Annotated in this window: 24 protein-coding genes; 13 read left to right on the top strand and 11 right to left on the bottom strand. The window is 70.2% G+C overall.

The genetic code is table 11. From position 1 onward, the window contains the following. The first annotated feature begins 2 nt into the window (after window positions 1-2). Window positions 3-1,619: an ABC transporter ATP-binding protein gene (locus LOS78_RS18695; protein WP_230377757.1), complete on the top strand. Its 1,617-nt coding sequence runs from the start codon at window positions 3-5 to the stop codon at window positions 1,617-1,619. Then, complete coding sequence (locus tag LOS78_RS18690; protein WP_230377756.1) at window positions 1,616-2,491, top strand: alpha/beta hydrolase; 876 nt, start codon at window positions 1,616-1,618, stop codon at window positions 2,489-2,491. The genes LOS78_RS18695 and LOS78_RS18690 overlap by 4 nt, the downstream gene beginning before the upstream one ends. On the opposite strand, the gene LOS78_RS22055 is transcribed toward LOS78_RS18690, so the two are convergent. The 7 genes from LOS78_RS22055 to LOS78_RS18650 form a co-directional block, all read right to left on the bottom strand. After that, complete coding sequence (locus LOS78_RS22055) at window positions 2,488-3,489, bottom strand: glycosyltransferase (RefSeq protein WP_305802570.1); 1,002 nt, start codon at window positions 3,487-3,489, stop codon at window positions 2,488-2,490. The two genes, LOS78_RS18690 and LOS78_RS22055, sit on opposite strands and share 4 nt — an antisense overlap. Before the next feature lie 130 nt (window positions 3,490-3,619). After that, window positions 3,620-3,781, bottom strand: coding sequence for a hypothetical protein (locus tag LOS78_RS18675; protein ID WP_230377755.1), 162 nt, complete (start codon window positions 3,779-3,781; stop codon window positions 3,620-3,622). A gap of 262 nt (window positions 3,782-4,043) precedes the next feature. Next, the gene (locus LOS78_RS18670) at window positions 4,044-4,199 is read right to left on the bottom strand and encodes a hypothetical protein (RefSeq protein ID WP_198019304.1); all 156 of its coding nucleotides are present in this window, start codon (window positions 4,197-4,199) and stop codon (window positions 4,044-4,046) included. A gap of 144 nt (window positions 4,200-4,343) precedes the next feature. Beyond that, on the bottom strand, window positions 4,344-5,861 hold the full coding sequence (locus LOS78_RS18665) for a tripartite tricarboxylate transporter permease (protein WP_230377754.1): 1,518 nt from the start codon (window positions 5,859-5,861) through the stop codon (window positions 4,344-4,346). Window positions 5,862-5,864: 3 nt separating this feature from the next. Next, window positions 5,865-6,359: a tripartite tricarboxylate transporter TctB family protein gene (locus LOS78_RS18660; RefSeq protein ID WP_230377753.1), complete on the bottom strand. Its 495-nt coding sequence runs from the start codon at window positions 6,357-6,359 to the stop codon at window positions 5,865-5,867. Continuing rightward, window positions 6,356-7,297, bottom strand: coding sequence for a tripartite tricarboxylate transporter substrate binding protein (locus LOS78_RS18655; RefSeq protein WP_028711547.1), 942 nt, complete (start codon window positions 7,295-7,297; stop codon window positions 6,356-6,358). The genes LOS78_RS18660 and LOS78_RS18655 overlap by 4 nt, the downstream gene beginning before the upstream one ends. A 174-nt stretch (window positions 7,298-7,471) precedes the next feature. Then, window positions 7,472-8,551, bottom strand: a complete 1,080-nt coding sequence (locus tag LOS78_RS18650) for an ABC transporter substrate-binding protein (protein WP_230377752.1) — start codon at window positions 8,549-8,551, stop codon at window positions 7,472-7,474. A gap of 78 nt (window positions 8,552-8,629) precedes the next feature. On the opposite strand from LOS78_RS18650, the gene LOS78_RS18645 reads away from it, so the two are divergent. From LOS78_RS18645 to LOS78_RS18625, 5 genes are all read left to right on the top strand, one after another. Next, window positions 8,630-9,301 carry a response regulator transcription factor gene (locus LOS78_RS18645; RefSeq protein WP_028716366.1) on the top strand — a complete coding sequence of 224 codons (672 nt, stop codon included), beginning with the start codon at window positions 8,630-8,632 and terminating at the stop codon, window positions 9,299-9,301. Further along, window positions 9,298-10,728, top strand: a complete 1,431-nt coding sequence (locus LOS78_RS18640) for a sensor histidine kinase (protein WP_230377751.1) — start codon at window positions 9,298-9,300, stop codon at window positions 10,726-10,728. Before LOS78_RS18645 ends, LOS78_RS18640 begins: the two co-directional genes overlap by 4 nt. Before the next feature lie 134 nt (window positions 10,729-10,862). After that, window positions 10,863-11,957 (top strand): DUF475 domain-containing protein, encoded by a 1,095-nt coding sequence (locus tag LOS78_RS18635; protein WP_051416132.1) that lies wholly within the window; start codon window positions 10,863-10,865, stop codon window positions 11,955-11,957. A gap of 90 nt (window positions 11,958-12,047) precedes the next feature. Continuing rightward, the gene (locus LOS78_RS18630) at window positions 12,048-12,989 is read left to right on the top strand and encodes a hypothetical protein (protein ID WP_230377750.1); all 942 of its coding nucleotides are present in this window, start codon (window positions 12,048-12,050) and stop codon (window positions 12,987-12,989) included. A gap of 144 nt (window positions 12,990-13,133) precedes the next feature. Next, the gene (locus tag LOS78_RS18625; RefSeq protein ID WP_230377749.1) at window positions 13,134-13,646 is read left to right on the top strand and encodes an AmiS/UreI family transporter; all 513 of its coding nucleotides are present in this window, start codon (window positions 13,134-13,136) and stop codon (window positions 13,644-13,646) included. Here the strand turns inward: LOS78_RS18625 and LOS78_RS18620 are convergent, their stop codons facing one another. From LOS78_RS18620 to LOS78_RS18605, 4 genes are all read right to left on the bottom strand, one after another. Further along, on the bottom strand, window positions 13,647-15,731 hold the full coding sequence (locus LOS78_RS18620; RefSeq protein ID WP_230377748.1) for an NAD-dependent epimerase/dehydratase family protein: 2,085 nt from the start codon (window positions 15,729-15,731) through the stop codon (window positions 13,647-13,649). A 9-nt stretch (window positions 15,732-15,740) separates the two neighbouring features. Further along, complete coding sequence (locus tag LOS78_RS18615; protein WP_230377747.1) at window positions 15,741-16,703, bottom strand: glycosyltransferase family 2 protein; 963 nt, start codon at window positions 16,701-16,703, stop codon at window positions 15,741-15,743. Window positions 16,704-16,801: 98 nt separating this feature from the next. After that, on the bottom strand, window positions 16,802-17,986 hold the full coding sequence (locus LOS78_RS18610) for an HPP family protein (protein WP_230377746.1): 1,185 nt from the start codon (window positions 17,984-17,986) through the stop codon (window positions 16,802-16,804). 105 nt (window positions 17,987-18,091) lie between these two features. Next, window positions 18,092-18,760 carry a GntR family transcriptional regulator gene (locus LOS78_RS18605; RefSeq protein WP_230377745.1) on the bottom strand — a complete coding sequence of 223 codons (669 nt, stop codon included), beginning with the start codon at window positions 18,758-18,760 and terminating at the stop codon, window positions 18,092-18,094. 333 nt (window positions 18,761-19,093) lie between these two features. On the opposite strand from LOS78_RS18605, the gene LOS78_RS18600 reads away from it, so the two are divergent. The 6 genes from LOS78_RS18600 (at window position 19,094) to LOS78_RS18575 (ending at window position 26,377) form a co-directional block, all read left to right on the top strand. Then, entirely contained in the window at window positions 19,094-20,329 is a 1,236-nt protein-coding gene (locus LOS78_RS18600) for an NRAMP family divalent metal transporter (protein WP_028711536.1), read from the top strand. 56 nt (window positions 20,330-20,385) lie between these two features. Then, window positions 20,386-21,159 carry a LamB/YcsF family protein gene (locus tag LOS78_RS18595; RefSeq protein ID WP_230377744.1) on the top strand — a complete coding sequence of 258 codons (774 nt, stop codon included), beginning with the start codon at window positions 20,386-20,388 and terminating at the stop codon, window positions 21,157-21,159. Then, window positions 21,156-21,947 carry a putative hydro-lyase gene (locus LOS78_RS18590; RefSeq protein ID WP_230377743.1) on the top strand — a complete coding sequence of 264 codons (792 nt, stop codon included), beginning with the start codon at window positions 21,156-21,158 and terminating at the stop codon, window positions 21,945-21,947. The genes LOS78_RS18595 and LOS78_RS18590 overlap by 4 nt, the downstream gene beginning before the upstream one ends. A 2-nt stretch (window positions 21,948-21,949) precedes the next feature. Next, entirely contained in the window at window positions 21,950-23,503 is a 1,554-nt protein-coding gene (locus tag LOS78_RS18585) for an urea amidolyase family protein (RefSeq protein WP_230377742.1), read from the top strand. Beyond that, window positions 23,500-25,266, top strand: coding sequence for a biotin carboxylase N-terminal domain-containing protein (locus tag LOS78_RS18580; protein WP_230377741.1), 1,767 nt, complete (start codon window positions 23,500-23,502; stop codon window positions 25,264-25,266). Before LOS78_RS18585 ends, LOS78_RS18580 begins: the two co-directional genes overlap by 4 nt. Window positions 25,267-25,345: 79 nt before the next feature. After that, entirely contained in the window at window positions 25,346-26,377 is a 1,032-nt protein-coding gene (locus tag LOS78_RS18575; protein WP_230377740.1) for an AbrB family transcriptional regulator, read from the top strand. Window positions 26,378-26,387: the final 10 nt, after the last annotated feature.

Below are 26,387 nucleotides of genomic sequence, written 5' to 3'. Positions count from 1 at the left end.
CCATGCTGCTGAACATCGAAAAGCTGAAGGTCGAGGCGCGGCGCGAGGAAGGCTGGACCCCGATCCTGCACGGCGTCGACCTGCAGGTCGCCCGGGGCGAGGTCGTCGGGCTGATCGGCGAATCCGGGGCCGGGAAGTCCACGCTGGGCCTTGCGGCGCTGGGTTTCGCGCAGGGCGGGCTGCGCTTTGCCGGCGGGCGGGTGATCCTCGACGGCACCGACCTGCTGCAATTGCCCGAGCGCCGGCGCCGCGCCTTTCGCGGCCGCCGGGTGGCCTATGTCGCGCAATCGGCGGCGGCAAGCTTCAACCCGGCATGGCGGCTTCTGGACCAGTTCTGCGAGGGGCCGGCGATCCACCACACGGCGGACCGCGCGGAATCCGAAGCCTTCGCGCGCCAGCTCTACGCCGCCATGCACCTGCCCGACCCGGAGCATTTCGGGCTGCGCTTTCCGCATCAGGTCTCGGGCGGGCAGTTGCAGCGGGCGATGGTCGCCATGGCCATGGCCTGCAAGCCCGACCTGATCGTCTTTGACGAGCCGACCACGGCGCTGGACGTGACCACGCAGATCGGCGTGCTGGCGGCGATCCGGCAGGCGGTCGAGACCACGGGCACGGCGGCGATCTACATCACCCACGACCTGGCCGTGGTCGCCCAGATGGCCGACCGCATCAAGGTCATGCGCCACGGCCGCGAGGTCGAGGACGCACCGACCCGCCGGATGATCGAGGCGCCGGCGCAGGAGTACACCCGCTCGCTCTGGGCGGTGCGCGAGTTCCGCCGGCCGCCGCGCACCCTGCCGCAGGCCAGCGCGCCGACGATCAGCATCCGCGAGGTGACGGCGGGCTATTCCTCGCTGGACGTGCTCAGCGAGGTCAGCTTCGACATCCCGCGCGGCGCCACCGTGGCGGTGGTGGGCGAATCCGGCTCGGGCAAGTCCACCACGGCGCGGGCGATCACCGGGCTGCTGCCGCCGCGCGCCGGCAGCATCGCGCTGAACGGCACGCCCCTGCCGCCGCGCCTGGCGCAGCGCAGGCTGGAACAGAAGCGGGCGGTGCAGATGATCTATCAGATGGCCGACACGGCGCTGAACCCGCGCCAGACCATCCGGCAGATCCTGTCGCGGCCCCTGCAATTCTACCTGGGCCTGACCGGCCGCGCGCGCGAGACGCGGCTGCATGAGCTGATGGAGCAGATCGAGCTGGAACCGGCGCGCTTCCTCGACCGCCTGCCGGGCGAGCTGTCGGGCGGGCAGAAGCAGCGCATCGGCATCGCCCGCGCGCTGGCCGCCGATCCTGAATTCATCATCTGCGACGAGGTGACCAGCGCGCTGGACCAGCTGGTGGCCGAGGGCATCCTGCGGCTGCTCAGCAAGGTGCAGGACGAAACCGGCGTCAGCTACATGTTCATCACCCATGACATCGCCACCGTCCGCGCCATCGCCGACGAAGTGGTGGTGATGAAGGGCGGCCGGGTCATGGACAAGGGCTTGAGGTCCGAGGTGCTGGACCCGCCGCGCCATGCCTATACCCGCGAATTGCTGGCCTCGGTGCCGCAGATGGACCCGGACTGGCTGACGCGCCGCATCGCCGAGGGCCGCATCGCCGAGGGCGCGGCATGATCCGCGATCCGCAGGTGCTGGACTTCATCGCCCGGACCGAGGCCGCCTATCCGCCCGAGGCGAACGCGGCCAGCGCCGCCGAGAACCGCCGCTTCTACGATGCGATGTGCGCTGTCTTTCGCGCCCCGCGCCCGCCCGGCCTGAAGGTCGAGGATCGCCGCATCGGCGGCGTGCCCTGCCGCGTCTATGGCGCGGAGACCCGCGTGGCCGTGGCCTATGTGCATGGCGGCGGTTTCGTGGTCGGCGGGCTCGACAGCCATGACGATATTTGCGCCGAGATTGCCGATGCCACCGGCTTGCAGGTCGTCGCGGTCGATTACCGGCTGGCGCCCGAGCATCGCTGGCCGGCGCAGATCGCGGATGTGCAGGCGGTCTGGGACGCGCTGGACCGTCCCGCCGTCATCGCGGGCGACAGCGCGGGCGGGTTGCTGGCCGCCGCGCTTTGCCTGTCGCGTCGCGGGGCGCGGCAGCCGCTGGGGCAGGTGCTGGTCTATCCCGGCCTTGGCGGCGACGGCAGCGCGCCCTCCTATCGCGAGAATGCCGAGGCGCCCCTGCTGCGGACCGAGGATCTGGCCGGCTATCACACCGCGCTGCATGGCAAAGGCCCCGTCGATCCGCTGGCGCGTCCCCTGCAGGCCGACAGCCTGGCCGGCTTGGCGCCGGGTTTCGTCGTCACCGCCGATGTCGATCCGCTGCGCGACGACGGGCGCGACTATGCGCGGCGGCTGCGGGTCGAGGGCGTCGCGGCGCATTGGCGCAACGAGCCGGAGCTGCCCCATGGCTATCTGCGCGCCCGCCGCCGCAGCGACCGGGCGCGGCGCAGCTTCCAGGCGATCCTGGTCGCGATCCGGCAATTCGCGGACCGGGCCTAGTCGCGCTTGCCTGCCAGCGCGACGATTTCCGAATGCGGGCGGTCCAGCCTCTGGTGCAGCCCGTCGCGGAAGGCGCGCTGCAGGATCCTGCGATAGCGCGCCGCGTCCGGGCCGTAATGCCGCGCCTTGCCGCGCCAGCGCAGCGCCAGCACCGGCAGAAGCGGCCAGAACCACGGTCCCGCCGCGACGCGATAGGCCAGCAGCGCGTTGCGATACATGTAATAGACCTTCCACATCGGCCGCAGCACCAGATGCCCGCCGGACTGGATCGAGCCGGTGTCATGCTCGAACCGGATCTCGGGCAGGAAGCCGATGCGCAGGCCCTTGCGGCGCATTTCCAGCGTATAAAGCTGGTCGTCGCCATAGATGAACAGCCGCTCGTCGGGATAGCCGGCGCGGGCGATGCTGGCGCGCGACAGGAACAGCCCGACAAAAGAGGTCATGTCGATCTCGACCGGTCCGCCGTCGGGGCCGTAATCGTCGTCGCCCAGGTGAAAGCCGCGCCGCCCGGCGCCGGCGAGGGTGCGCAGGAATTCCGGCAGCCGCCAGAACGGGTTGCGATAGGGCCGGTTCATCTCGCAGACTTGGCCCCCGGGCGTCAGCACCGCCGCCCCCAGCGCGTCCCAGCCCCGCAGGTCCAGGCTGCGGAAATGCGCGATCTGGCCCGGGGCGGGGCGGCCGTCGTCGTCCATCAGCACCACCCAGTCGGGGTCCAGCGTCTCGACCACCTGGCGCAGCCCGCGCGCGAAGCCGCCGGCGCCGCCCAGGTTGACCGGGTGATGCACGGCGATCAGCCGGGGATCGTTGATGCCGCCCAGATAGTCCCGCGTGCCGTCGCCCGAGGCGTTGTCGAAGACCAGCACATGATCCAGGTCCTGGGCCAGCAGGCGCGAGAGCGTGACGCGCAGCCGCTCCAGCCGGTCATGCGTGACGACCAGCGCCGCGATGATCTGGCGTGCGGGGACCGCGCTGGCGGGCGGAATCTGGTCTGGACGCATATCCGGTTCGCTGTTCAGGACTACGCCACGGATCGCCGGCCTGCGCCCGCCCCGGATCGTAATGAACAGCATACATATCGAAGGATAGCGTCCGGAACAAGCGCGCCCGCACCAGAGCGACGGGTCCGGTTCAGGCCGGGTCCGGGCGGCGGAGCCCAAGCGCCAGCATGGCCAGCGTCACGAGCCCCGAGCAGACATAAAGTCCAATCAGCCCGGCAGGGCCGATGCCGGCCAGACATCCCGCCATGGCCGCAAGCTTGGCGATCAGCACGGCAAGGATCAGGATCGGCATGCCGCCCCGTGCCCAGCCGGCCGGTTCCGCCGGACGCCATGCGTCCTTCCCGATGATCCCCGTCCCGATGATCCCCGTCCCGATAATCCTCGCCCTTGGTCCTGCCGCATGCCGTTTCCCGTCGATTCGCCCGTGTGCGAATCAAGCTATATCGGCAAAAGATTGACGGAGTCCTGACGGCGTGGCGTCAGCAAGGGGGCGGTTGGCGTGAAACCGCCGAGTCGCGGGCCGCCCCGCGACCGGGCGGGGCGCCTGATCGGGCTTACAGGTGGATCGCGGCGAATTTGGCTTCGTCGATGCCCAGGCGACGCAGGTCCGCGGCCGCCGGGCGGCGATGCGCTTCAGCCGCCGAGGCGACGGCGATGGCGGCCCGCAGGGTCGAAAGGGCCGAATGGATGGAATGGAAGGCGCGGTGCATTTTTCTGCCTGTCTGTATGATCGTTTCCGATGACAGACAGATGGGCGCCGCAGGCCCGTTCTGCAACGCAGCAAAAGGACAAGGCGGCCATGCCGCCAGAACATGGCAGGCCCCGGCCCTTGCGGGACCGGGGCGGTTTTTTGGTCAGTCCTCTTCGCCGGCGAGCTGGCTCAGCACCTCGCCCTTGCCGCGGGCGCGCAGGATCAGCGGCACGATCAGCGCCAGCGCGGCGATGCCCAGCAGCGCGGCCGCGATGGGGGACTGCACCAGCGTGGTCCAGTCGCCTTGGCTGATGGACAGCGCCCGGCGCAGCTGCTGCTCGGCCAGCGGGCCAAGGATCAGCCCGACCACGATCGGCGCGATCGGATAGCCGAAGAGCCGCATCACATAGCCCAGCACGCCGAAGCCCAGCAGCATCCCCAGCTCGAAGGCCGAGGGGTTGGCGCCGATGGTGCCCAGCGTCGCGAACAGCAGGATGCCGGCGTAAAGCCAGGGCTTCGGCACCGTCAGCAGCTTTACCCACAACCCGATCATCGGCAGGTTCAGCACCAGAAGCATGGCGTTCGCGATCAGGAGCGAGGCGATCAGCCCCCAGACCAGCGTGGGGTTGGTGGCGAAGAGCAGCGGGCCGGGCTGCAGCCCGAACTGCTGGAAGCCCGCCAGCATGATCGCCGCCGTGGCCGAGGTCGGCAGGCCCAGCGTCAGCAGGGGCACCAGCGTGCCGGCGGCGCTGGCGTTGTTGGCGGCCTCGGGTCCGGCCACGCCTTCGATGGCGCCTTGGCCGAATTCCTCGGGGTGCTTGGTCAGCTTCTTCTCGGTGGCATAGGACAGGAAGGTGCCGATCTCGGCCCCGCCGGCCGGCATGGCGCCGATGGGAAAGCCGATGAAGGTGCCGCGCAGCCAGGGCTTCCAGGACCGCGCCCAGTCGCGCGCGCTCATCCAGATCGAGCCCTTGACGGCCGTCACCTCGTCCTCCTGCTGGTTGCGCTGGCCGGCGATGAACAGCGCCTCGCCCACGGCGAACATGGCGACGGCCATGGTGGTGACTTCGATCCCGTCCAGCAGCTCGGGCGTGCCGAAGGACAGCCGCGCCTGCCCGGTCAGCTGATCGATGCCGACGCAGGCCAGCGCCAGGCCCAGGAACAGCGAGGTCAGCCCGCGCAGCGCCGAATCGCCGAAGGCGGCCGAGACGGTGACGAAGGCCAGTACCATCAGCGCGAAATATTCGCGCGGACCGAAGACCAGCGCCAGCTTGACGATGCTGGGCGCCAGGAAGGCCAGAAGCAGCGTCGCGATGAGCCCGGCGATGAAGGACCCGATGGCCGCGGTGGCGAGCGCCGGCCCGCCGCGGCCCTTGCGGGCCATCTTGTTGCCTTCCAGCGCGGTGATGATCGAGGCGCTTTCGCCCGGCGTGTTCAGAAGGATCGAGGTGGTCGAGCCGCCATACATGCCGCCGTAATAGATGCCGGCGAACATGATGAGCGAGCCAGCCGGGTCCAGCCGGTAGGTGACGGGCAGCAGCAGCGCCACGGTCAGCGCCGGACCGATGCCCGGCAGCACGCCGACGGCGGTGCCCAGCGTCACGCCGATCAGCGCGTAAAGCAGCATCATCGGCTCGGCGGCGGTGCCGAGCCCCTGCAGCAGGAATTCGAATGCGCTCATGGTTCAGCCCCGCGGAAAAGCCAGATGCTCAAGCGGCCCGGCGGGCAGGTGCAGCATCAGAAGTTGCGAGAAGACGACCCAGACCACGAAGGCGAAGACGATGCCGACGGGAATGGTCATCGCCAGGTTGCGCTTGCCGAAGGCCCGGGCGGTAAAGCCGAAGAGAATGCCGGTGGCGATGGAAAAGCCGGTCGTGTGCAGCAGCATCAGCTGCAGGGCCAGGCCCGCGACGATCCACAGCACCGGCGCGGCGTTCTGCGGCGGGCGTTCGGGGAAATCGCCGCGCAGCGCCTCGATGGCGGTCCAGACGGCCAGGCCCAGCAGGCCGAAGCCGACCACGCGCGGCACGCTGGCCGGGCCGATGCCGGAATAGCCGCCCAGATCGGCCAGGCGCGCGCTGTCCCACAGCATCACGCCGCCGGCCACCACCAGCCCGGCGGCGATGATCAGCGCCGCCGTATCCCGGCGGCGCGGCGATTCATGGCGGTGCGCGCTCATTTCACCAGACCGATGTCCTTGAGGATCGCCTCGGTTGCGGCGACGTCCTGTTCCAGCTGGGCCTCGAATTCCGGGCCGGCCAGATAGGTGTCCATCCAGCCCTTGTCGGCCAGCTGCTTCTGCCAGCTTTCCGATTTCGCCATCTTCTCGATATCGGCGGTGACCTTGGCCTTCTGCTCGTCCGAGAGGCCCGGCGCGGCGGCGACCATGCGCCAGTTTTCCAGCACCACGTCCAGCCCGGCCTCTTGCAGGGTGGGCGCATCGACGCCCTCCAGCCGCTCGGGCGAGGTGACGGCCAGCAGCCGCAGCGTGCCGGCCTGGATCTGGGCCTCGAACTCGCCCAGCGAGGAAATGCCGGCCGTCACCTGGTTGCCCAGGATCGCCGCCAGCGCCTCGCCGCCGCCGGAATAGGCGATATAGTTGATCCTGGTCGGATCGACGCCCGCCGCCTTGGCGATCAGCCCCACGGCGATATGGTCGGTGCCGCCGGCCGAGCCGCCGGCCCAGCTGACCGCGCCGGGATCGGCCTTCAGCGCCTCGATCAGCCCGGCGATGTCCTGGATGGGCGAGGCGGCGGGGACCACGATCGCCTCGTATTCGCCGGTCAGCCGGGCGATGGGCGTCACGTCCTTGAGCGAGACGGGCGAGTTGTTGGTCAGGATGGCGCCGACCATCACATAGCCGCCGACGATCAGCGCATCGGGATTGCCCTTGTTCTGGCTGGCGAATTGCGCCAGCCCGATGGTGCCGCCGGCGCCGGGCACGTTCTGCACCTGCACCGAGCGCGACACGCCCTCTTCCTGCAGCACGGTCTGCATGGTGCGCGCGGTCTGGTCCCAGCCGCCGCCGGGATTGGCCGGGGCGATGATGGTGTAATCGGCCATGGCCGGCAGGGCCGTGGCCGCCGCGAACAGGCTGGCGAGAACGAATTGCTTCATGGTCTTCCTCCGCATCGACCGGGCGCGTCCGCGCCGGTCCGGTTATCCGTTTTTCCGGTTCTGGCCCGCATCTCTCCCGGAATGCGGGCGGCTCCTCCGCGGGTCCGCGCGCAGGCGGGCCCGGTGCCTTTCCAGCACAGAAAGCTGTCACGGACCTGACATCGCGGCGAAAAACTATTCCCCGGCCAGCGCCTTGTTCCAGCGCGCCAGCAGCCTGGCCCGCGTCGCCTGGTCCAGATAGGCCAGAAGGCCGGGGCTGACCGGCACCGGCTTCAGCCGCAGCCCGGCCAGATCCTGCATGCCGCCCGCCGGGCCGGGCTGGCCCGCCACCTCAAGGCTGACGGCCGACAGCCGCAGCGTTCGGGACAGCAGGCTCTGGCCCTCGGGCGACATCAGGAAGGCCAGGAAATCCGTCCCCAGCCCCGGCTGGCGCGCCGCCGTCGGCACCAGCGCCACGCGCGAGACGACCACGGTGAAATCGCGCGGCAGGATCACGCCCACCTCGGGATGCTGGCGCGCCCAGTCGGCGGCATAGGAGCCGAGCAGGTTGTAGCCCACCGCCAGCCGCCCGTCGGCGATCCGCTCCAGCAGCTCGGCCGAGGTCGGGAATTGCTGCACGCCGGCGCGGCCCATCGCCTGCACCACCGACCAGATGCCGGGATAAAGCTCCTGGTCGCGGGCCAGGAACAGATAGCCCACGCCCGAGCGCGCCACGTCATAGGTGCCGATCCGGCCCTGCGCCTCGGCCGGATGTTCGGCCATCCAGCGGATCAAGGCGGCGCGGGTGGCGGGCGGCTCGTGATCGGCGAAGCTGGGCTTGTGATAGGCAAAGACCGCCGGCTCGAAGGTCAGCGCATAGGCGGTGTCGCGCCAGTTTGCCCAGTTGGGCCAGCCGGGCGTGTCCGGCGTCGCGACCGGCCGGGCGTAGCCGTCATTCGCCAGCTTGACCTGCAGGTCCATGGCCGAGGAAAAGGCGAAATCCGCCGTGCCGCCGCCCGCCTGCGTCTCGGCGACGATGCGGTCGTGCAGCTCGGTCGTCAGCAGGTTCTCGTAGCGCACGGCGACGCCGGGATGGATGCGCTGGAAGGCGGCGATCAGCGGCGCGGCCAGATCGTCGTCGAGCGAGGAATAGACCGACAGCTCGCGCCCGTCGCCGGCCGGGGCGGGAAACAGCGTCACCTGGGCCGATGCGTCGCCCGGCCACAGCGCAAGGGCGGCGGCGATGGCTGGCATAAGGCGGGCAAGCAGGCGCATGATCGGCGACTTTGCCAAAGCGGCAGCCCGTTCACAAGTCCGCCCCGCGCCGCTAGGCTGCAGGCGAGGGGGAAAACCATGCGCATCCTGCTTGTCGAGGACAACCTGTCGCTGGCCGAGGGGCTGACCGCCCTGCTGCGGCAATCGGGTTATGCGGTGGACGTGGTGCATGACGGCGCCTCGGCCGAGGCGCTGGCGGCGGCGGAAAGCTTCGACCTGGTGATCCTGGACCTGAACCTGCCGCAGATGGACGGGCTGGAGGTGCTGCGGGCGATGCGGGCGCGGCGCAATCCGGCGGCGGTGATGATCCTGACCGCGCGCGGCGCGCCCGAGGAGCGGGTGCGCGGCCTCGACCTGGGTGCCGACGACTATCTGATCAAGCCCTTCGACATCGGCGAGTTCGAGGCGCGCATCCGCTCGCTTCTGCGCCGTCAGGCGGGGCTGCGCAACTCCACCGTCAGCTTCGGCGATCTGGTGCTGGACCAGACGGCGCGCAGCTTCCTGCTGGCGGGGCAGCCGCTGGACCTGCCGGCGCGCGAACGCGGGCTGCTGGAGCTGCTGATCATGCGCGCCGGCAAGGTGGTGGCGCGCGAATCGATCGTGCAGTCGCTGACCTCGCTGGAGGACGACCTGTCCGCCAATGCCATCGAGCAATATGTCAGCCGGCTGCGCAAGCGGCTGGCGCCGGCGGGGCTGACGGTCCGGACGGCGCGCGGCATCGGCTATTTCCTCGACCGGGCGGCGCCTTGATCCGGCGGCCGTTTTCCCTGCGCCGCCGCCTGCTGGCCTGGCTGCTGCTGGCGACGCTGGTGCTGGGAACCGCCGCGCTGATCGACACCTGGCGCGAGGCGGTGCGCATGGCCAATGCGCTGGCCGACCGGGTGCTGGCCGGTTCGGCGCTGGTGATCGCCGAGCGCGCCTCGCTGGACGATCAGGGCCGCATCGCCATCGAAATCCCCTATGGCGCGCTGGAGATGCTGAGCTCCGCCGCGCAGGACCGGGTCTTCTATCGCGTGGACGGCCCGCCCGGCCATATCGTCACCGGCTATGGCGACCTGCCGATGGCCCCGGCGCGGCAGGGCGGCGAGCCCGCCTATGCCGACGGCGCGTTTCGGGGCGAGCCGGTGCGGGTCGCGAGCCTCGCCCGCGCCGCCTCGACCGGCATCGACGAGGTGCCCTTCGTGGTGACCGTGGCCGAGACCACCAATGCCCGGCGCGAGCTGACGCGGGCGATCCTGATGCGTTCGGCCCTGCGGCTGGTGCTGATGATCGCCGGCGCGGCGCTGATCGTCTGGATCGCGGTGACGGTGTCGCTGCGCCCGCTCTACCGGCTCAGCGAGGAAATCGCCGCGCGCAGCCCTGACGACCTGAGCCCCATCGGGACGCCGGTGCCTTCGGAGGTGCGGGGGCTGGTCGGCACGGTGAACTCGTTCATGCGGCGGCTGGGCGCGGCGCTGGACGGGATGCGCAACTTTACCGGCAATGCCGGGCATCAGCTGCGCACGCCGCTGGCCGTGGTGCGCACGCAGCTGGCGCTGGCGGCGCGGGCCGCCACCCTGTCCGAGGCGCAGGCCGCCGCCAGCAAGGGCGACGCCGCCGTGGCCCATGCCGAGCGCATCCTGGCGCAGCTTCTGCTGCTGGCCAAGGTCGATGCCGCCGAGGGCGCCGGCCGGGGCACGGTCCTGGACCTTGCGGCGCTGGCGCGCGACCTGACCGCCGAGCATATCCCCGCCGCCGCCGAGGCCGGCATCGACCTGGGCTTCGAGGGCGCGGGGCCGGTGACGGTCCGGGCCGAGCCCCTGCTGCTGGGCGAGGCGCTGAGCAACCTGATTTCGAACGCGCTTCTGCATGCCGGCCGCGCGGCGGTGGTGACGGTGCGCGTCCGGCGTGATGCCGGCGAGGCGGTGCTGGAGGTCGAGGACAACGGCCCCGGCATCCCGCCCGAGGCCCGCGCCGCCGCCGTCAGCCGATTCGCCCGCGGCCAGACCTCGGGGCCGGGCATGGGGCTGGGCCTGCCGGTGGCGCTGGAGATCGCCGGCCTGTTCGGTGGCCGGCTGACCTTGGCCGAGGGGGCCGACGGACGCGGGCTGCTGGCGCGCATCACCCTGCCGGCGGCGGCCCCGGCCCGGTCCGTGCAAGAAAATGCCGGGATCGGCACGGAACCCTTGCAATCGTGACCCGGATTCGCCATCTTTTGCGCGTTCGCGTCTTCGTGAACGCAGTTTGATGGCCGGGCCCCTCTGGCGGACGTGGCGGCACGTCCGTGATGTCGGCATCGATCTTTGACCAGCCGCCTGGACTTGTTCTTAACATGCAGCAAGGAAACAACCCGTCCGCGGGGGGCTCGACGAATGGAACCCATCGTCCGACCCTGCACTATTTCAAGTGGTCCTTCATCGTCACCGTGCTTGGCCTCGCCCTGGGCGCGGTGCTGGGATGGCAGACGACCGGAACCGTCGGCGGCACGCTGACGATCTTTTTCATCTGCGCCGTGCTGGCGGTGCTTGAAATCTCGCTTTCCTTCGACAACGCCATCGTCAACGCCAACAAGCTGAAAGAGATGACCCCGAAGTGGCAGCGCCGCTTCCTGACCTGGGGCATCCTGATCGCCGTCTTCGGCATGCGGATCGTCTTTCCGCTGCTGATCGTGGTCATCGCCGCCAATATCGGCCCCTGGCAGGCGATGGTCCTGGCCGCAAGCCAGCCCGACGAATATTCGCGCATCATGCACGAGGCGCATCTGCCCATCGCGGCCTTCGGCGGCACCTTCCTGATGATGGTCGGCCTCAGCTTCTTCTTCGACCACGAAAAGGACGTGCATTGGGTGCGCTGGCTGGAACATCGCATGCAGCGTTACGCCACCGTCCGCGGCATCGAGGTGGCGGTGGTGCTGGTCACGGTGCTGATCTTCTCGCGCTTCCTCGAAGGGGCCGATTCGCAGGTGTTCTTCCATTCCGCGATCTGGGGCCTTCTGACCTTCCTGCTGGTCGAGGTGCTGGGCGGCCTGCTGGACAGTTCGCAAGAGGCGATGCAGGCTGGCGCCAAGGGCGGCATCGGCGCCTTCCTTTATCTGGAAGTGCTGGATGCCTCCTTCAGCTTCGACGGCGTGATCGGGGCCTTTGCGCTGACGCATAACCTGTTCGTCATCGCCATCGGCCTGGGCATTGGCGCCATGTATGTGCGCTCGATGACCATCATGCTGGTCGAGCGCGGCACGCTGGCCGAATACCGCTTCCTGGAACACGGCGCCTTCTACGCCATCATCGCGCTGTCGGTGATCATGTTCGTGCAGCCCTTGGTGCATATCCCCGAGGTCATCACCGGCCTGGGCGGCGCGACGCTGATCGGCATCTCGTTCTGGTCCTCGATCCGCTGGAACCGCAAGAACCACGCGGTCGAGGCATAAGCACTGCCTGAAAAGCCTGTCGGCCGCCGCCTTTCGGGGCGGCGGCCTTTTTGCTATCCCTGATCCCGTGGTTCGGAACGAGGGATGGACATGCGTTACCTGCTTGCCCTGCTGGTCGTCGTCGCGCTTGCGGCGCTGTTCTACTGGCGCCATGCGCAAAGGGCCGGGGCGGTGCCGGATGACGGCGCCGATGTGCAGGCGCTTTATCAGGCGGGCCGGGCGCTGCCGCAGGGACCGCTGCGGGTCTATCACCTGGGCCACAGCCTGGTCGGGCGCGACATGCCGGCGATGCTGGCGCAACTGGCCGGGCAGGGGCACGATTACGCGCTGCAGCTGGGCTGGGGCACGGCGCTGCGCGAGCATTTCCAGGGCCCCGACGCGATCAACGGCTACGAGCAGGAAAACGCCACCCCCCGCCACCGCGAGGCGCATGAGGCACTGCAAAGCGGCGATTACGACGCCTTCGTCATGACCGAGATGGTGCGGCTGCAGGACGCGATCCAATACAAGGAAAGCCGCCTCTATGCCGGGAAATGGGCGGCCGAGGCGGCGGCGGCCAATTCCGAGGCACAGATCTTCCTTTACGAAAGCTGGCACGCGCTGGACGACCAGCCGGACTGGCTGTCGCGCCTTCCCGACGACCTGGAGACGATGTGGAAGCCCGCCCTGCTCTGGCCCGCCGCCCGCGCTGCCGACAGGCCGGTCTGGCTGATCCCCGTGGGGCAGGTCATGGCCCGGCTGGTGGCCGAGGCCGAGGGCAAGGGCGGCATCGCCGAGATGACCTCGCGCGAGGATCTGTTCGCCCGCAATCCCGACGGCTCGCTGGACAGCATCCATCCGAACGACCTGGGCTCCTATCTGGTGGCGCTGACGCATTACGCGGTGCTTTACGGCAAAAGCCCGGTCGGGCTGCCGCATCAGCTGCTGCGCGCCGATGGCAATCCGGCCGAGGCCCCCTCGCCCGAGCTGGCGCGGCGCATGCAGGAGCTGGTCTGGGAAGTGGTCAGCGCCGAGCCGCTGACCGGCCTCTGACCCGCACGGAATCCAAATTCTGCTTTTACGGATCGTTGAAAACATTCCCATTGATCCGACGGCGATTCTGCCCTCTTGGCAGGCATGGCTGATCGCATTCCGGGCAATTGCCCGATCCGCGGTCAGGCTTGCGCAGGAGGTCCAATGCTTACCGGGTTCGTGTTGTTCTATGTCGGCGCCGTGCTGTTTCTCAACGGCCTCTGGCTGATGGGCCGGATCGCCGATCGCGAGATCGTCGTCATCAACATCGTCACCGCGCTGGTTTCGGGCGCGGCAGTGCTGCACGACGCCTTCGGCGCCGGGGCCGGCGCCGCCAGCATCCGCAACGGCGCGCTGAGCCTCTTGTTCTGCACCACCTATCTGTGGGTCGCCTATAACCGGTTCAGCGGCGCGGACGGGCGCGGCCTGGGCTGGTTCAGCCTGTTCGTCGCGGTGACGACCGTGCCGGTCTGCCTGCGCGGGCTGGCCGAAGCCGCGACCGCGACCGAACTTTGGCTGGCGGCGAACTGGGCCGTCTGGGGCGTGCTGTGGTTCCTGTATTTCCTGCTGCTGGCGCTTGGCCGCCCGATCCAGCGGCAGACCGCCTGGGTCACGCTGCTGGCCGGGATCTTCACCGGCTGGCTGCCGGGCTTCCTGCTGCTGGACGGGCTGATCTGATCACCAGAACAGATGCGCCTCGTCGATGGCGCGGCGCCAGAAGGCGTCGCGGTCGGCCTCGGGCGCCCAGCCCAGCAGGCGCTTGGGCTTGGCATTGTCGAAACGCGACAGGTGCCCGCGCGACTTCCAGTCCGCCAGCGAGGCGGGCGCCGCGCCCTTCTTGCGCAGGGCATGGCGCTTCAGCCCCTGCTTGACCGCATCGACCGCCCAAAGCGCGGTCAGGTTCGAGCCGCTGACCTTCAGCCGCGCCCCGGTGCGGCGGTGGATGGCGTCGAAATAGTCGCGGCCGGAAAACATCGGCTCGCCGATCAGGTTGAAGCTTTCGCCGATGGCCTCGTCGCGCTCCATCATCGCGATCAGCCCGTCCGAGACGTCGTCGGCCAGCACGAAGGGCAGGATGTTGCGGCCATTGCCCCACAGCCGCACCGCCCCCGCCCCGTGCCAGCGGCCGATGCCCCAATGCTGCAGGGGCCCGCCGTCGCCCAGCACGATGCCGGGCCGTGCGATCACCAGCCGCAACCCCTGCGCCTGCATCGCGATCAGCCGGCGCTCGCCCTCGGCCTTGGACCGGGCATAGATGTTGCGGCTGTCCATCTCGCCGAAATCGCTGGCCTCGGTGATGGCCTGGGCCGGGTCGGACATGTCGTATGAGGCGATGGTGCCGGTATGGACCAGCCGCCCGATGCCGGCGCGGATCGCGGCGCGGCCGATGCGCTCGGTCGTGGCCACGTCGTTTTCCAGCGCCGCCTGCCAGCTCTTGTCGGTGGATTTCGCCAGGTTGAAGACGCAATCCATGCCCTGCATGGCCTGGACCAGCCCGTCCTCGTCGCGCAGCGACACGGCCAGCGTCTCGACATGGTCGGCGATGTCGGGAAAGGGACCGTTGCGGCCGCGCGACAGCACCCGCACGTCGTGGCCGCGCTGGACCAGCCGCCGGGTCAGGTTGCGGCCGATGAAGCCGGTGCCGCCGATCACCATGACGCGCGGCCGCGGCGTGCCCACGGGCCGGGCCGGGACCGGCGGCAGGGCGGGCAGGCGGGCCAGCGCATCCTCGATCCCCCGCATCACCGCCCGGGCCGAGGCGGGCGCAAAGCGCGGGTCGGGCTGCCCGGCGCGGATGCCGTCGTAGAAGGCGGCGATGGTGGCGCGGAAGCTCAGCCCATAGGGGCTTTTCTGGTTCAGCGAGGCGGCCTGGCGGAAGGCGTTGCGCAGCCCCTCGCGCAGATGCGCCCCGGCGCGGGACAGTTCCTTGATCAGCGGGTTCAGCACCAGATCGGCGGTGTTGTCGCGCGTGACCACCAGCGCATCCGCCGCATAGTCCAGCCGCGCCATGCCCGAGGAGCCGCGCAAGCTGACCGAACGGTCGTCGAAGGTCTCGACCAGCGACAGGGCGATGGTCACGTCCACCTTGCCGGCGCGGGCCAGGATGCGCCAGCTTTGCGGCCGCTCTTCGCCGCCGGGCAGGGTGATCCATTGGCCCAGGCTGACATGCTCGACCTCCAGCGGGCCGAACAGGTCCACCGCGAACGAGAAGGGATGCGCGCCAAGCTCCAGCAGCAGGTTCTGCGTCTGCCGCAGCATCCACAGCCCGTAAGGCCCCGAGCGCAGCGGCACCAAGGGCAGCGCCCAGTTGATCTGCGCGGCCGAGACCAGGCCCAGATCACCCGCCTGCACCGCCTGCTTGAGCCGGCCGTAGCCGGGCAGGCCCAGAAAGTTGTGGCAGGCGCCCAGCTGGCGGCCGGCGGCCCGGGCCGCGGCCTCCATCTCGTCGATCTCGGCGACGGACAGAGCCACGGGCTTCTCGACCAGCACATGCAGGCCGGCGCCCAGGCATTTCACCGCCAGATCGCGATGCAGGTTCGGCGGCGTCAGGATATGCACCAGGTCGCAGACCCCGGCGGCGATCATCTGATCCAGGTCGGCAAAGGCCGCGACGCCATGGCTGGCGGCCAGCGCCTCGGCCGCGTCGATGGCGGGGTCGCAGATCGCGACCAGCCGCGCGCCCGGCGCGGCCTTGATCGCATCGGCATGCCACGAGGCGATGTAGCCGGCCCCCAGAATGGCGACGCGCAGGTCCGAGGTCATGGCAAGCTCCTATTTATACTCGATAATACGCATGGCGTCGCCCTTGCGGCGGCGCCGGTGGTAAGTCATCATTCCCAAAAGGTTAGGGATCTTGGCCAGCGTTAGCAGCGCGGCCTGCCCCGCCGCCATCGGCCGGCCCTTCAGCCCCTCGAGGGTCTTCCAGAAGGACAATGCGTAAAGCCCCAGCACCGCCAGCGAAAGCCAGAGGCTGGTAAACAGCCCCAGCAGGAAAAGCAGCGGCAGCGCCAACCCATAGACCCAGACCCGCATCTGCTCGCGCCGGAAATGCGGCGGGTGCATGCGGCCCACCTGCGCGAAGCCGTGGCCGTTGCGGATGGTGCGCTGCCACCATTGGGAAAAGCGGGTCATGTCGGCATCGTGCCAGGTCATCTGCACCGGCAGGCGCTGCAGCTTCCAGCCGGCCTTGCCCAGGCGCAGGCAGAATTCGTCGTCCTCGGCCGCGATCACCGCCGGGTCGAAGCCGCCGATCTCGCGGAAAGCCGCGACGCGCACCATCATGTCGCCGCCGCAGGCCACGATCGGGCCGGCGGGCCGGTGCCAGTCCACCTCGCACATCTGGTTGTAGACCGTGGCCGTGGGGTGGATCTCGGAGCGCCAGCCGGTGACGAGGCCCAGCCCGGGGTCGTCCTGCATGGCGGCGATACCGGCCTCCAGCCAGCCGGGCTCGACCCGGCAGTCGCCGTCGACGAATTGCACCAGGTCCAGCGTGCCGCCGGCCAGCAGCGCGTCGAACCCGGCATTGCGGGCGCGGGCGGCGGTAAAGGGAACCGAGCTGTCCAGCTCGACCACGGTGACGCCCAGGCTGCGGGCGAAACCGACGCTGTCGTCGCGCGAGCCGCTGTCCACATAGACCACCCGCTCGCAAAGCGGCACCAGAGAGCGCAGGCAGGCTTTCAGCCGCTCGCCCTCGTTGCGGCCGATCGCCACGGCGCCGAGCGTGGGACGGGTCATGATTCCCCCAGGGTTGTTCCGGTCAGGGAAACCTATCCCTGCCGGGCCGCTTTCTGCAATGCGGCGCGGCCTGTCGTTATCGGCATGTCCGGGCGGGATCAGGGTGCCGGCAGGTCCTGCCGCAGGCTCTGGCGGGCCAGGGCCGAGATCAGGTCGGTCTGGGTGACGATGCCGACGATGCGCGGCCCGTCCAGCACCGGCACTGCGTCGCATTCGCCCGAGGCCAGCATCGGCAGCAGCGCCCCGATGGGGGTATCGGGCGCGACATGCGGCGGGTCGGTCTGCATGATCTCTCGCGCGCGGGTCGGCATGCCGCGCCTGGGGTTCAGCAGGTCCGACATGGCGACGGAAAACCGCCGGTCGTGGCGAAAGGCGTCGTCGCGGGCGCGGCGGATCAGGTGCAGCTGGAAGATCACGCCCAGGAACCGGTCGCCATTCTCGACCACCGGAAGCGAGGTGAAGCCGTGCCTGCGGAAGATGTCGGCGACGCGCACCAGCCGGGTCTGCGGGCCGACGGTGACCAGGTCCCGCGACATCACGTCCGCTGCGGTCAGCGGTCCGGTGCGGTGGGTGGCGGCCTGCAATTCCGCGGCGCCGATCAGCCGGGCAAGGTCCTCGACGCCCAGGTTCAGCGACTGGCGATAGCGTTGCAGGATCTCGGTCAACTCGTCCTTGGACAGGCCCAGCCGCTCCATCGCCGGATGGTCGGCGGTGCCATGCGGCCCCGGCTCGTCGAACTGGCGGAAGGGATAGCGCCGCCCGGTCAGCCGCGCATAGATCATCGCCAGACCGACCAGGGCCAGCGTGCCGGCCAGCACCGGCGCCAGCACGAAGTGGAAGCCGAGCTCGCGGATCGCCTCGGGGTTCAGCGCGGCGGTCATGGCGACCGCGCCGGCGGGCGGATGCACGGCGCGCAGCAGGATCATCGCGGTGATGGTGATGCCCACCGCCAGCGCGACGCAAAGCGCCGCGTTCGGCGTCATCATGCAGGCCAGCACCCCGACGGCCGCGGCGACGCCGTTGCCGACCACCGCCGACCAGGGTTGCGCCAGCGGGCTGTTCGGCACCGCGAAGACCAGCACCGAGGTCGCGCCAAAGGGCGCGATCATGTAAAGCCCCAGCCGCAGGTCGGTCGCCGGAGACAGCAGGAACAGGCCCGAGACGCCCAGCCCCACCAGCGCCCCGATCCCCGCCCGCAGCGCCTCGCGCGGCGAGCCGGGCGCGATCGCCGGGCCGAGGGCCTGCGTGATCTGGTGCAGCACGGCCCCGGCCGGTCTGGTCATCTGATCTGTCCTTCGCGCCTGCCCGGAAAACGGGCTTCCGATGTGCTTAATTGTCGCAGGAACGGGCAGGGCGCAAGTCCCCGGTAGGGCTGACCTGGGGCGCCGTCAGCCCAGCCGGGCAAAGGCCTCCAGCACGGCGCGCTCGGACTGGGTCAGGTAATCCTCCAGCATGCGGGCGGCGCCGGCCGGGTCGCCGGCCTCCAGCCTGCCCAGAATCTCGGCATTGCGCGAAATATAGGGGCGGTGCAGCAGCTCGGGGCTGTCCAGCAGGCCGAAGGCCAGCCGCAGCTCGGCAATGATCTGGGTGAAGAACTGGATCAGCCGCGGGCTGTCTGTCAGCGCCACGATGGCGGCGTGGAATTCCATGTTGGCGCTGCCGACGCCGCGCCAGTCGGGGATCGCCTGCAGCGCCTCGGCCCGCGCGACTGCGGCGCGCATCCGGGCCACGGCGGCATGGCCGGGCCAGGCCTGGGCCAGGGCCGGCACCTCGATCAGCCGCCGCACCCGGTAGATGTCCAGGATCGAGGCCATCGAGGGCACGGCGACGAAGACGCCCCGGTTCGGCTCGTGCCGCAGGATGCCCTCGCGCGTGAGCAGGCGGAACACCTCGCGCAGCGTATTGCGCGAGATGTCCAGCTCGGCCGCCAGCCGGGCCTCGGACAGGCGCTGGCCGGGCACCAGCGCGCCGCCGGTGACCTGATCGCGCAGCCGGGCGGCGATGCCTTCGGCGAGGCTGGCGGCGGGACTGGGGGCGGGTTCGCGGGCTTCCGCCATCGCGGCAGGTTCCTTGGTCATGGGGGCGGATATCGTCAGGGCGTCGGTGCGGTTTCGCGGATCGGCCGATCTTGGCCGAGAGGCCGGGGGCAAGGCAAGGCGGCCCGCGCCGATTCGTCCGGTTTTCGGCATCCTGAAGGGACGGTGGCCGCCGCCCGAGCGGGCAGGACGGGCCGGAACTGCCGATGATCTGGGCAGATTATCCCTGCTTTGCAGGCATGTTGTTCAACAATTTAATCATACATGTCAAATTATCGTTGACGGATTGTCTTGTTGAATTCACAGTCGAGCTATTCCCAAGACGCACTCCACCCTTGCAGCAGGAGCAGACCGATGGCCGAATCCGTCACCTCCCCCTCTGCCGCCTCGGCTGCCGCGCGCGGCGGTTTCATGGCGGCGATCTTCCTGATGGCGACTTCGGCCATCGGGCCGGGCTTCATCACCCAGACCGCGACCTTCACGGCAAAGCTGGGCGCCGCCTTCGCCTTTGCCATCCTCGCCTCGATCGTGATCGACTTCGTGGTGCAGCTGAATATCTGGCGCATCACCGCGCTGACCCGGCGCAACGCCTCGGACACCGCGAACGCGGCGATTCCCGGCGCGGGCTATCTGCTGGCGGTGCTGGTGCTGGTCGGCGGGCTGGCCTTCAACATCGGCAACATCGCCGGGGCGGGGCTGGGCCTCAATGCCATGTTCGGGCTGGACCCCAAGATCGGCGGCGCGCTGTCGGCGGCGCTGGCCATCGGCATCTTCCTGTCGCGCCGGGCCGGGCTGCTGCTCGACCGCTCGCTGATCGGGCTGGGCCTGCTGATGATCGGCATGACGCTGGTCGTCGCCCTGGTCTCGAACCCGCCGGTCGGCGATGCGATGCGGCAGATGGTGCTGCCCGAGATCGTCGATTTCGCCACCATCACCACCATCGTCGGCGGCACGGTCGGCGGCTACATCACCTATTCCGGCGCGCACCGGCTGCTCGACAAGGGGCTGGTGGGTGAGCAGAACCTCGCCGCCGTCACTCGCGCCTCGCTGACCGGGATCGCGGTTACGGGCGTCATGCGCTTCATCCTGTTCCTGGCCATCCTGGGCGTCGTCGCCTCGGGCGTGACGCTGGACCTGTCCGGGCAGGCCGCGAACCCCGCCGCGCAGGCCTTCGCTGTGGTGCTGGGCGAATGGGGCATGCGCATCTTTGGCCTGATCTTCTGGGCCGCCGCCATCACCTCGGTCATCGGCGCGGCCTATACCTCGGTCAGCTTCCTTGTCGCTTTCCGCACCATGGGCGACCGCGACCGCAACATCGCCACGGTGATCTTCATCGCCATCTCGCTGGCGGTCTATCTGTCGCTGGGCACCGCGCCGGCCGCCATCCTGGTCTTCGTCGGCGGCTTCAACGGGCTGATCCTGCCCATCGGCCTGACCATCTTTACCTATGTCGGCTTCGCGCGGGCCGACCTGATGGGCGGGCATGTCTATAACCGGCCGCTGCTGATCGCCAGCGCCGTGGTCTGTGCGCTGACCTGGTATATGGGCTTCAACTCCATCGGCCCGATCTTTGCCTTCCTGGCCGCCTGAGCCATGATCGCGGCAGGCCCTCGCGGGCCCGCCGCCCCAACGTCCCGGAGGAACACATGACCCGCAACATCGACCTGAACAGCGACCTGGGCGAGGGCTATGGCGCCTGGAAGATGGGCGACGACGCCACCATGCTGGGCATCGTCAGCTCGGCCAATGTCGCCTGCGGCTTCCATGCCGGCGACCCGCTGACCATCCTGGCCACCGTGCGCGAGGCGGCGGCGCGGGGCGTGGCGGTGGGTGCGCATGTCTCCTATCCCGACCGGGTGGGCTTCGGCCGCCGGCCGATGGACGTGACCCATGCCGAACTGGTCGCGGATGTGATCTATCAGATCGGGGCGCTGCAAGGCATCTGCGCCAGCGCCGGCACCCGCGTCAGCTATGTCAAGCCGCATGGCGCGCTTTACAACACCATCGCCGTGGACCCGAAACAGGGCGCGGCGGTGATCGAGGGCATCCGCGCCGTCGATCCGGGGTTGGCCATGATGGGCCTGGCCGGGACGCAGATCCTGCGGCAAGCGGCCGAGGCCGGCTTGCCCACCATTGCCGAGGCCTTCGCCGACCGCGCCTATCGTCCCGACGGCCAGCTGGTCTCGCGCCGCGAGGCCGGGGCGGTGCTGCACGACCCCGAGGCCGTCGCCGCCCGCATGCTGCGGCTGGCGACCGAGGGCGAGATCGAGGCGGCGGACGGCTCGACCCTGCGCCTGCAGGCCGACAGCATCTGCGTGCATGGCGACAGCCCCGGTGCCGTCGCCATGGCCGCCCGCATCCGCGAGGTGCTGCTGGCGGGCGGCGTCTCCATCGCCCCGGCTGCGGGGGGCGCGGCATGACCCTGCTGCCCGATCCCGCCTCCGCCCGCGCCGCCCGGCTGGCCTGCCGCGAAGGCGCGCCCCGTCCCACGGCGGGCATGGCGCCGGGGTTCACCCAGTGCAACATGATCTCGCTGCCCAAGGACTGGGCCTGGGATTTCCTGCTTTACGCGCAGCGCAACCCCAAGCCCTGCCCGGTGCTGGACGTGACCGATCCCGGCAGTCCCCGCACCGCGCTTGCGCCCGATGCTGACCTGCGCACCGACATCCCGCTTTATCGCATCTGGCGCGACGGCGTGCTGGCCGAGGAGACCCCCGACGCCAGCGCGGCTTGGGCCGAGCATCCCGATCTGGTGACCTTCCTGATCGGCTGCTCGTTTACCTTCGAGACGCCCCTGCAGCAGGCCGGGATCGAGGTGCGCCATATCGCGCAAGGCTGCAACGTGCCGATGTTCCTGACCGACCGCGACTGCCGGCCGGCGGGGCGGCTGCATGGCAAGATGGTCGTCTCCATGCGGCCGATCCCGGCGGGACGGGTGGCCGAGGCGGCGATGATCTCGGGCCGCACGCCGGCGGTTCACGGCGCCCCGGTGCATATCGGCGCGCCCGAGGCCCTGGGCATTGCCGACCTGTCGCGTCCCGATTTCGGCGACCCGGTGCCGATCCGGCCGGGCGAGGTGCCGGTGTTCTGGGCCTGCGGCGTGACCCCGCAGGCGGCGCTGATGGCGTCGAAACCGCCCTTCGCCATCACCCATGCGCCGGGCTACATGTTCATCACCGACGTGCCCGACACGCATTGGCAGGTGTGACCATGCGCTTCCTGCCCATCGGACCCCGGACCCTGCTGGCGGAACTGGACGACCTAGACCAGACGCTGGCGCTGTTCGACGCGCTCTTGGCCGATCCGGTGCCCGGCGTGGCCGAGATCGTCCCGGCCGCCCGCACGCTGATGATCCGCACCGCGCCGGGCACCGCCGCCGACGCGCGGTTGGCCGGCGCGGTCCTCGCCCGCCAGCCCGCCCCCGGCACGCCGCCCAATGCGCGCGCCAGCGAGACGGTCGAACTGCCCGTGACCTATGACGGCGAGGATCTGGCCGATGTCGCCGCCCATATGGGCGTGACCGCGGCCGAGGTGATCGCCGCCCATCAGGAAACCACCTGGCAGGTGGCCTTCTGCGGCTTCGCGCCCGGTTTCGCCTATATGACCTGCGACGATGCCCGCTTCGACCTGCCGCGCCGACCGGCGCCGCGCACCCGCATCCCGGCGGGTTCGGTGGCGCTGGCCGGGCGCTTCTGTGGCGTCTATCCGCAGGAAACCCCGGGTGGCTGGCAGCTGATCGGCCGCACCGAGGTGCCGATGTGGGACCTGTCCCGCGACCCGCCGGCGCTGCTGCGCCCCGGCGTGCGCTGCCGCTTTGTCGCGCGCAGGGCCGAGGTCCACGCCTCGGCCGCCGTCCCGCAATCGCAGCCCCAGCGGGGCCTGCGCGTGCTGTCCACCGCCTTTCCCATCGTCTTTGAGGACGAGGGGCGGCCGGGGCAGGGCGGGCAGGGTGTCTCGGCCTCGGGCGCGCTGGACATGGGCGCGGCGCGCCGGGCCAATCGCGCCGTCGGCAACCCTTCGGACGCGCCGGTGCTGGAGATCACGCTGGGCCCCGTCCGCCTGCAAGCCGACCAGCCGATGACTCTGGCCCTGACCGGTGCGGCGCAGGCCAGCATCGCCGGCCATGCCGTGCCACGCGGCGCGGCATTCGCCGTGGATGCGGGCGACGAGATCGCCATCGACCCGCCCGGCGCGGGCATGCGCAGCTATCTCGCCCTGCGCGGCGGGTTCCGGGTCGCGCCGGTCCTGGGCTCGGCCGCCACCGATACGCTGGCCCATGTCGGGCCGGGGCCGATCACGGCGGGCGCGGTGCTTGCCCCCGCGAACCGTCCCGCCGTCGCTGCAGCCGCCGCGGAAGCCGAACCCGCCTTGCCGAAACCCGGCGATCTGGTCGAGCTGCCGGTGACGCTCGGCCCCCGCACCGACTGGTTCACGCCCGAGATGGTCCAACATTTCCTGACACAGGAATGGCTGGTGACGCCGCAAAGCTCGCGCGTCGGCATCCGCCTGCAGGGCGATGCGGTGACGCGCGAGGACGCGCGCGAATTGCCCTCGGAAGGGACCGAGACCGGCGCCATCCAGATCCCGCATTCCGGCCAGCCGGTGCTGTTCCTGGCCGACCATCCGCTGACCGGCGGCTATCCGGTCATCGCCACCCTGCGCCCCGAGGCGCTGGACCTGGCCGGGCAGATCCCGCCCGGCGCCCGCATCCGCTTTACCGCCAGCGCCGATTTCGCCCCCATCACGCCAGAGAGGCCCGCATGACCATCTTTGCCACCGGCCCCACCCGCCCCATCCGCCGCCTGCTGATCGCCAACCGGGGCGAGATCGCCGTCCGCGTGATCCGCGCCTGCCGCGACGAGGGCATCGAAAGCGTCGCCGTCTATGCCGATGCCGACCGCGACGCGATCTTCGTGCGCATGGCCGACCAGGCGCAGGCTCTGGGGGGCGACAAGCCCGCCGAGACCTATCTGGATGCTGGCAAGATCATCGCCATCGCCCAGGCGGCGGGGGCCGACGCCATTCATCCGGGCTATGGCTTCCTGTCCGAGCGTGCCGAATTCGCGCAGGCGGTGCAGGATGCCGGGCTGATCTGGATCGGCCCCGATCCCAAGGTGATCGAGGCTTTGGGCGACAAGATCGAGGCCCGCCGCATCGCCGAGGCGGTGGGTGCGCCGCTGGTCGCCGGCACCCCCGGCCCGGTCGAAAGCGCCGCCGAGGCGCTGGCTTTCGCCAAGCAGCACGGCCTGCCCATCGCCATCAAGGCCGCTTTCGGCGGCGGCGGGCGCGGCATGAAGGTCGCCTGGCGGCTGGAGGAGGTCGAGGAGCTGTTCGAATCCGCCACCCGCGAGGCGCTGACCGCCTTCGGCCGCGGCGAATGCTTCATCGAGCAGTTCCTCGACCGTCCGCGCCATGTCGAGGCGCAGGTGCTGGCCGACAAGCACGGCACCGTCAAGGTGATCGGCACCCGCGACTGTTCCCTGCAGCGCCGCAACCAGAAGCTGGTCGAGGAGGCGCCGGCGCCTTGCCTCACCGACGAGCAGCGCGCCCGCATCCACGACTCGGCCCGCGCCATCTGCGCCCATGCCGGCTATTCGGGGGCGGGGACGGTGGAATACCTGCTGTCCGCCAATGGCACGATCTCGTTTCTGGAGGTGAACACCCGGCTGCAGGTCGAGCATCCGGTGACCGAGGAAACCACCGGCATCGACCTGGTGCGCGGCATGATCCGCGTGGCGCAAGGCGCAAGGCTGGCCGAAGAGACGGTGCCCGAACCGCGCGGCCATGCCATCGAGTTCCGCATCAATGCGGAAGACCCGGCCCGGGGGTTCCTCCCCACTCCCGGGCCGGTCGAGGTCTTCGATGCGCCCTCGGGGCCGGGCATCCGCATGGATAGCGGCGTGGCGCAGGGCTCGGTGGTGCCGGGCAGCTTCGATTCGCTGATGGCCAAGCTGATCGTCACCGGCGCGACCCGGCAGGAGGCCCTGCAGCGCGCCGAACGGGCGCTGCGCGAGTTCCGCATCGAGGGCGTGGCCTCGGTGCTGCCCTTTGCCCGCGCCTTGCTGGCCCAGCCGGATTTCCGCGCCGAGGACGGGGATTTCCGCGTCCATACCCGCTGGATCGAGACCGATTTCGCCGAGGCGCTGGCCGAGGCGGTCGCCCCCCATGCCCGCGTCGCGCCGGCCGCGCAGGTGCCGCTGCTGCGCCTTGCCGTCGAGATCGACGGCAAGCGGCACGTGCTGGGCCTGCCCGCGAACCTGCTTTCGGCCTTGCCCGCCGGCGGCGGACCCGTCCCGCAACCCGCGTCCGAGGCGGATGAGGCGCTGCTGACCGCCCCGGTCCCCGGCACGCTGACGCTGTGGCAGGCCGAGGACGGGACAGAGGTCGAACAGGGCCAGGTCGTCGCCGTCATCGAGGCGATGAAGATGGAGACCCGCATCGAGGCGCATCGCGCGGGCAAGCTGACCCGGATCGCCGCGCCGGGCGAGGTGCTGGGATTCGGCGCGGCCCTGGCGCGGATCGGCTGAGCCGCTTTGACATTCCCCGGCGGGCCGTGCCAATTCGGCCTGCCGGCGCGCGGGCGCCGGATGCCCGCCGGGAATGACGATGACCCTACCGAGACGCCGTATCCTGACCTTCGTTCTGGCCGCCTTGGGCGGCGCGGCCTTCCTGCTGCTGCATCTGCCGCTGCCCATGCTGCTGGGGCCGATGCTGGCCTGCCTGATCGCGGCGCTGGCCGGCGCGCCCCTGGCCGGGGCCGGCCAGTTCGGCATCTTCATGCGCACCATCCTGGGGGTGGCGGTCGGTGCCTCGATCACGCCCGGCGTGCTGGCGGAGCTGCCGGATGTGGCGGCATCGCTGCTGTTCGTGCCGGGCTTCATCGGCGTGATCGCGCTGGTCGGCTATCCGCTGTTCCGCCGCGCCTTCGGCTTCGACCATGCGACGGCCTGGTATGGCGCCATGCCCGGCGGCTTGCAGGACATGCTGGTCTTTGGCGAAGAGGCCGGGGGCGACATCCGCGCGCTGTCGCTGATCCATGCGACGCGGGTGCTGGTGATCGTCACCGTCGCGCCGCTGATCATGACCGGCTGGTGGGGCGTGGACCTGTCGCAGCCGCCCGGCGCGCCGATGCGCGCCACCGGCGCGGCCGAGATCGCGCTGATGCTCGCCGCCGGGCTGGTGGGCTGGAAGGGGGCCGAGCGGCTGGGCGTCTTCGGCGCCTCGATCCTGGGGCCGATGGTGCTGACGGCGGCGCTGTCGCTGTCGGGCCTGATCACCCATCGCCCGCCGGCCGAGATGATCCAGGCCGCGCAATTCTTCATCGGCATCGCCGTCGGGGTGAAATATGCCGGCATCACCCTGCGCGAGCTGCGGCTGCATGTCACGGCGGGGCTGGTCTATGCGCTGCTGCTGGCCGCGATCAGCCTGGTCTTCATCGAGGTGATCGTGCATCTGCGGCTGGCGCCGGGGCTCGACGCCTTTCTGGCCTTCCTGCCGGGCGGGCAGGCCGAGATGGTGGTGATCGCGCTGATCGCCGGGGCGGACCTGGCCTATGTGGTCAGCCATCACCTGCTGCGCATGGTCATCGTCATCGTGCTGGGGCCGGTGGTGGGCAAGGTCCTGGGCCGGCGCATCTAGGCCCCGTGCC

The sequence above is a fragment of the Paracoccus sp. MA genome (assembly GCF_020990385.1).
In the GTDB taxonomy this organism is placed as follows: domain Bacteria; phylum Pseudomonadota; class Alphaproteobacteria; order Rhodobacterales; family Rhodobacteraceae; genus Paracoccus.
The sequence above is the reverse complement of the archived record's forward strand: the minus strand, read 5'-3'. Positions and strand labels throughout refer to the sequence as shown.

Excerpts from the sequence above, each read along its gene's own strand:
- LOS78_RS18695 (WP_230377757.1), top strand. The coding sequence starts at position 3 with ATGCTGCTGAACATCGAAAAGCTGAAGGTCGAGGCGCGGCGCGAGGAA.
- LOS78_RS18690 (WP_230377756.1), top strand. The coding sequence starts at position 1,616 with ATGATCCGCGATCCGCAGGTGCTGGACTTCATCGCCCGGACCGAGGCC.
- LOS78_RS22055 (WP_305802570.1), bottom strand. The coding sequence starts at position 3,489 with ATGCGTCCAGACCAGATTCCGCCCGCCAGCGCGGTCCCCGCACGCCAG.
- LOS78_RS18675 (WP_230377755.1), bottom strand. The coding sequence starts at position 3,781 with ATGCCGATCCTGATCCTTGCCGTGCTGATCGCCAAGCTTGCGGCCATG.
- LOS78_RS18670 (WP_198019304.1), bottom strand. The coding sequence starts at position 4,199 with ATGCACCGCGCCTTCCATTCCATCCATTCGGCCCTTTCGACCCTGCGG.
- LOS78_RS18665 (WP_230377754.1), bottom strand. The coding sequence starts at position 5,861 with ATGAGCGCATTCGAATTCCTGCTGCAGGGGCTCGGCACCGCCGCCGAG.
- LOS78_RS18660 (WP_230377753.1), bottom strand. The coding sequence starts at position 6,359 with ATGAGCGCGCACCGCCATGAATCGCCGCGCCGCCGGGATACGGCGGCG.
- LOS78_RS18655 (WP_028711547.1), bottom strand. The coding sequence starts at position 7,297 with ATGAAGCAATTCGTTCTCGCCAGCCTGTTCGCGGCGGCCACGGCCCTG.
- LOS78_RS18650 (WP_230377752.1), bottom strand. The coding sequence starts at position 8,551 with ATGCGCCTGCTTGCCCGCCTTATGCCAGCCATCGCCGCCGCCCTTGCG.
- LOS78_RS18645 (WP_028716366.1), top strand. The coding sequence starts at position 8,630 with ATGCGCATCCTGCTTGTCGAGGACAACCTGTCGCTGGCCGAGGGGCTG.
- LOS78_RS18635 (WP_051416132.1), top strand. The coding sequence starts at position 10,863 with ATGCAGCAAGGAAACAACCCGTCCGCGGGGGGCTCGACGAATGGAACC.
- LOS78_RS18630 (WP_230377750.1), top strand. The coding sequence starts at position 12,048 with ATGCGTTACCTGCTTGCCCTGCTGGTCGTCGTCGCGCTTGCGGCGCTG.
- LOS78_RS18625 (WP_230377749.1), top strand. The coding sequence starts at position 13,134 with ATGCTTACCGGGTTCGTGTTGTTCTATGTCGGCGCCGTGCTGTTTCTC.
- LOS78_RS18620 (WP_230377748.1), bottom strand. The coding sequence starts at position 15,731 with ATGACCTCGGACCTGCGCGTCGCCATTCTGGGGGCCGGCTACATCGCC.
- LOS78_RS18615 (WP_230377747.1), bottom strand. The coding sequence starts at position 16,703 with ATGACCCGTCCCACGCTCGGCGCCGTGGCGATCGGCCGCAACGAGGGC.
- LOS78_RS18610 (WP_230377746.1), bottom strand. The coding sequence starts at position 17,986 with ATGACCAGACCGGCCGGGGCCGTGCTGCACCAGATCACGCAGGCCCTC.
- LOS78_RS18605 (WP_230377745.1), bottom strand. The coding sequence starts at position 18,760 with ATGGCGGAAGCCCGCGAACCCGCCCCCAGTCCCGCCGCCAGCCTCGCC.
- LOS78_RS18600 (WP_028711536.1), top strand. The coding sequence starts at position 19,094 with ATGGCCGAATCCGTCACCTCCCCCTCTGCCGCCTCGGCTGCCGCGCGC.
- LOS78_RS18595 (WP_230377744.1), top strand. The coding sequence starts at position 20,386 with ATGACCCGCAACATCGACCTGAACAGCGACCTGGGCGAGGGCTATGGC.
- LOS78_RS18590 (WP_230377743.1), top strand. The coding sequence starts at position 21,156 with ATGACCCTGCTGCCCGATCCCGCCTCCGCCCGCGCCGCCCGGCTGGCC.
- LOS78_RS18585 (WP_230377742.1), top strand. The coding sequence starts at position 21,950 with ATGCGCTTCCTGCCCATCGGACCCCGGACCCTGCTGGCGGAACTGGAC.
- LOS78_RS18580 (WP_230377741.1), top strand. The coding sequence starts at position 23,500 with ATGACCATCTTTGCCACCGGCCCCACCCGCCCCATCCGCCGCCTGCTG.
- LOS78_RS18575 (WP_230377740.1), top strand. The coding sequence starts at position 25,346 with ATGACCCTACCGAGACGCCGTATCCTGACCTTCGTTCTGGCCGCCTTG.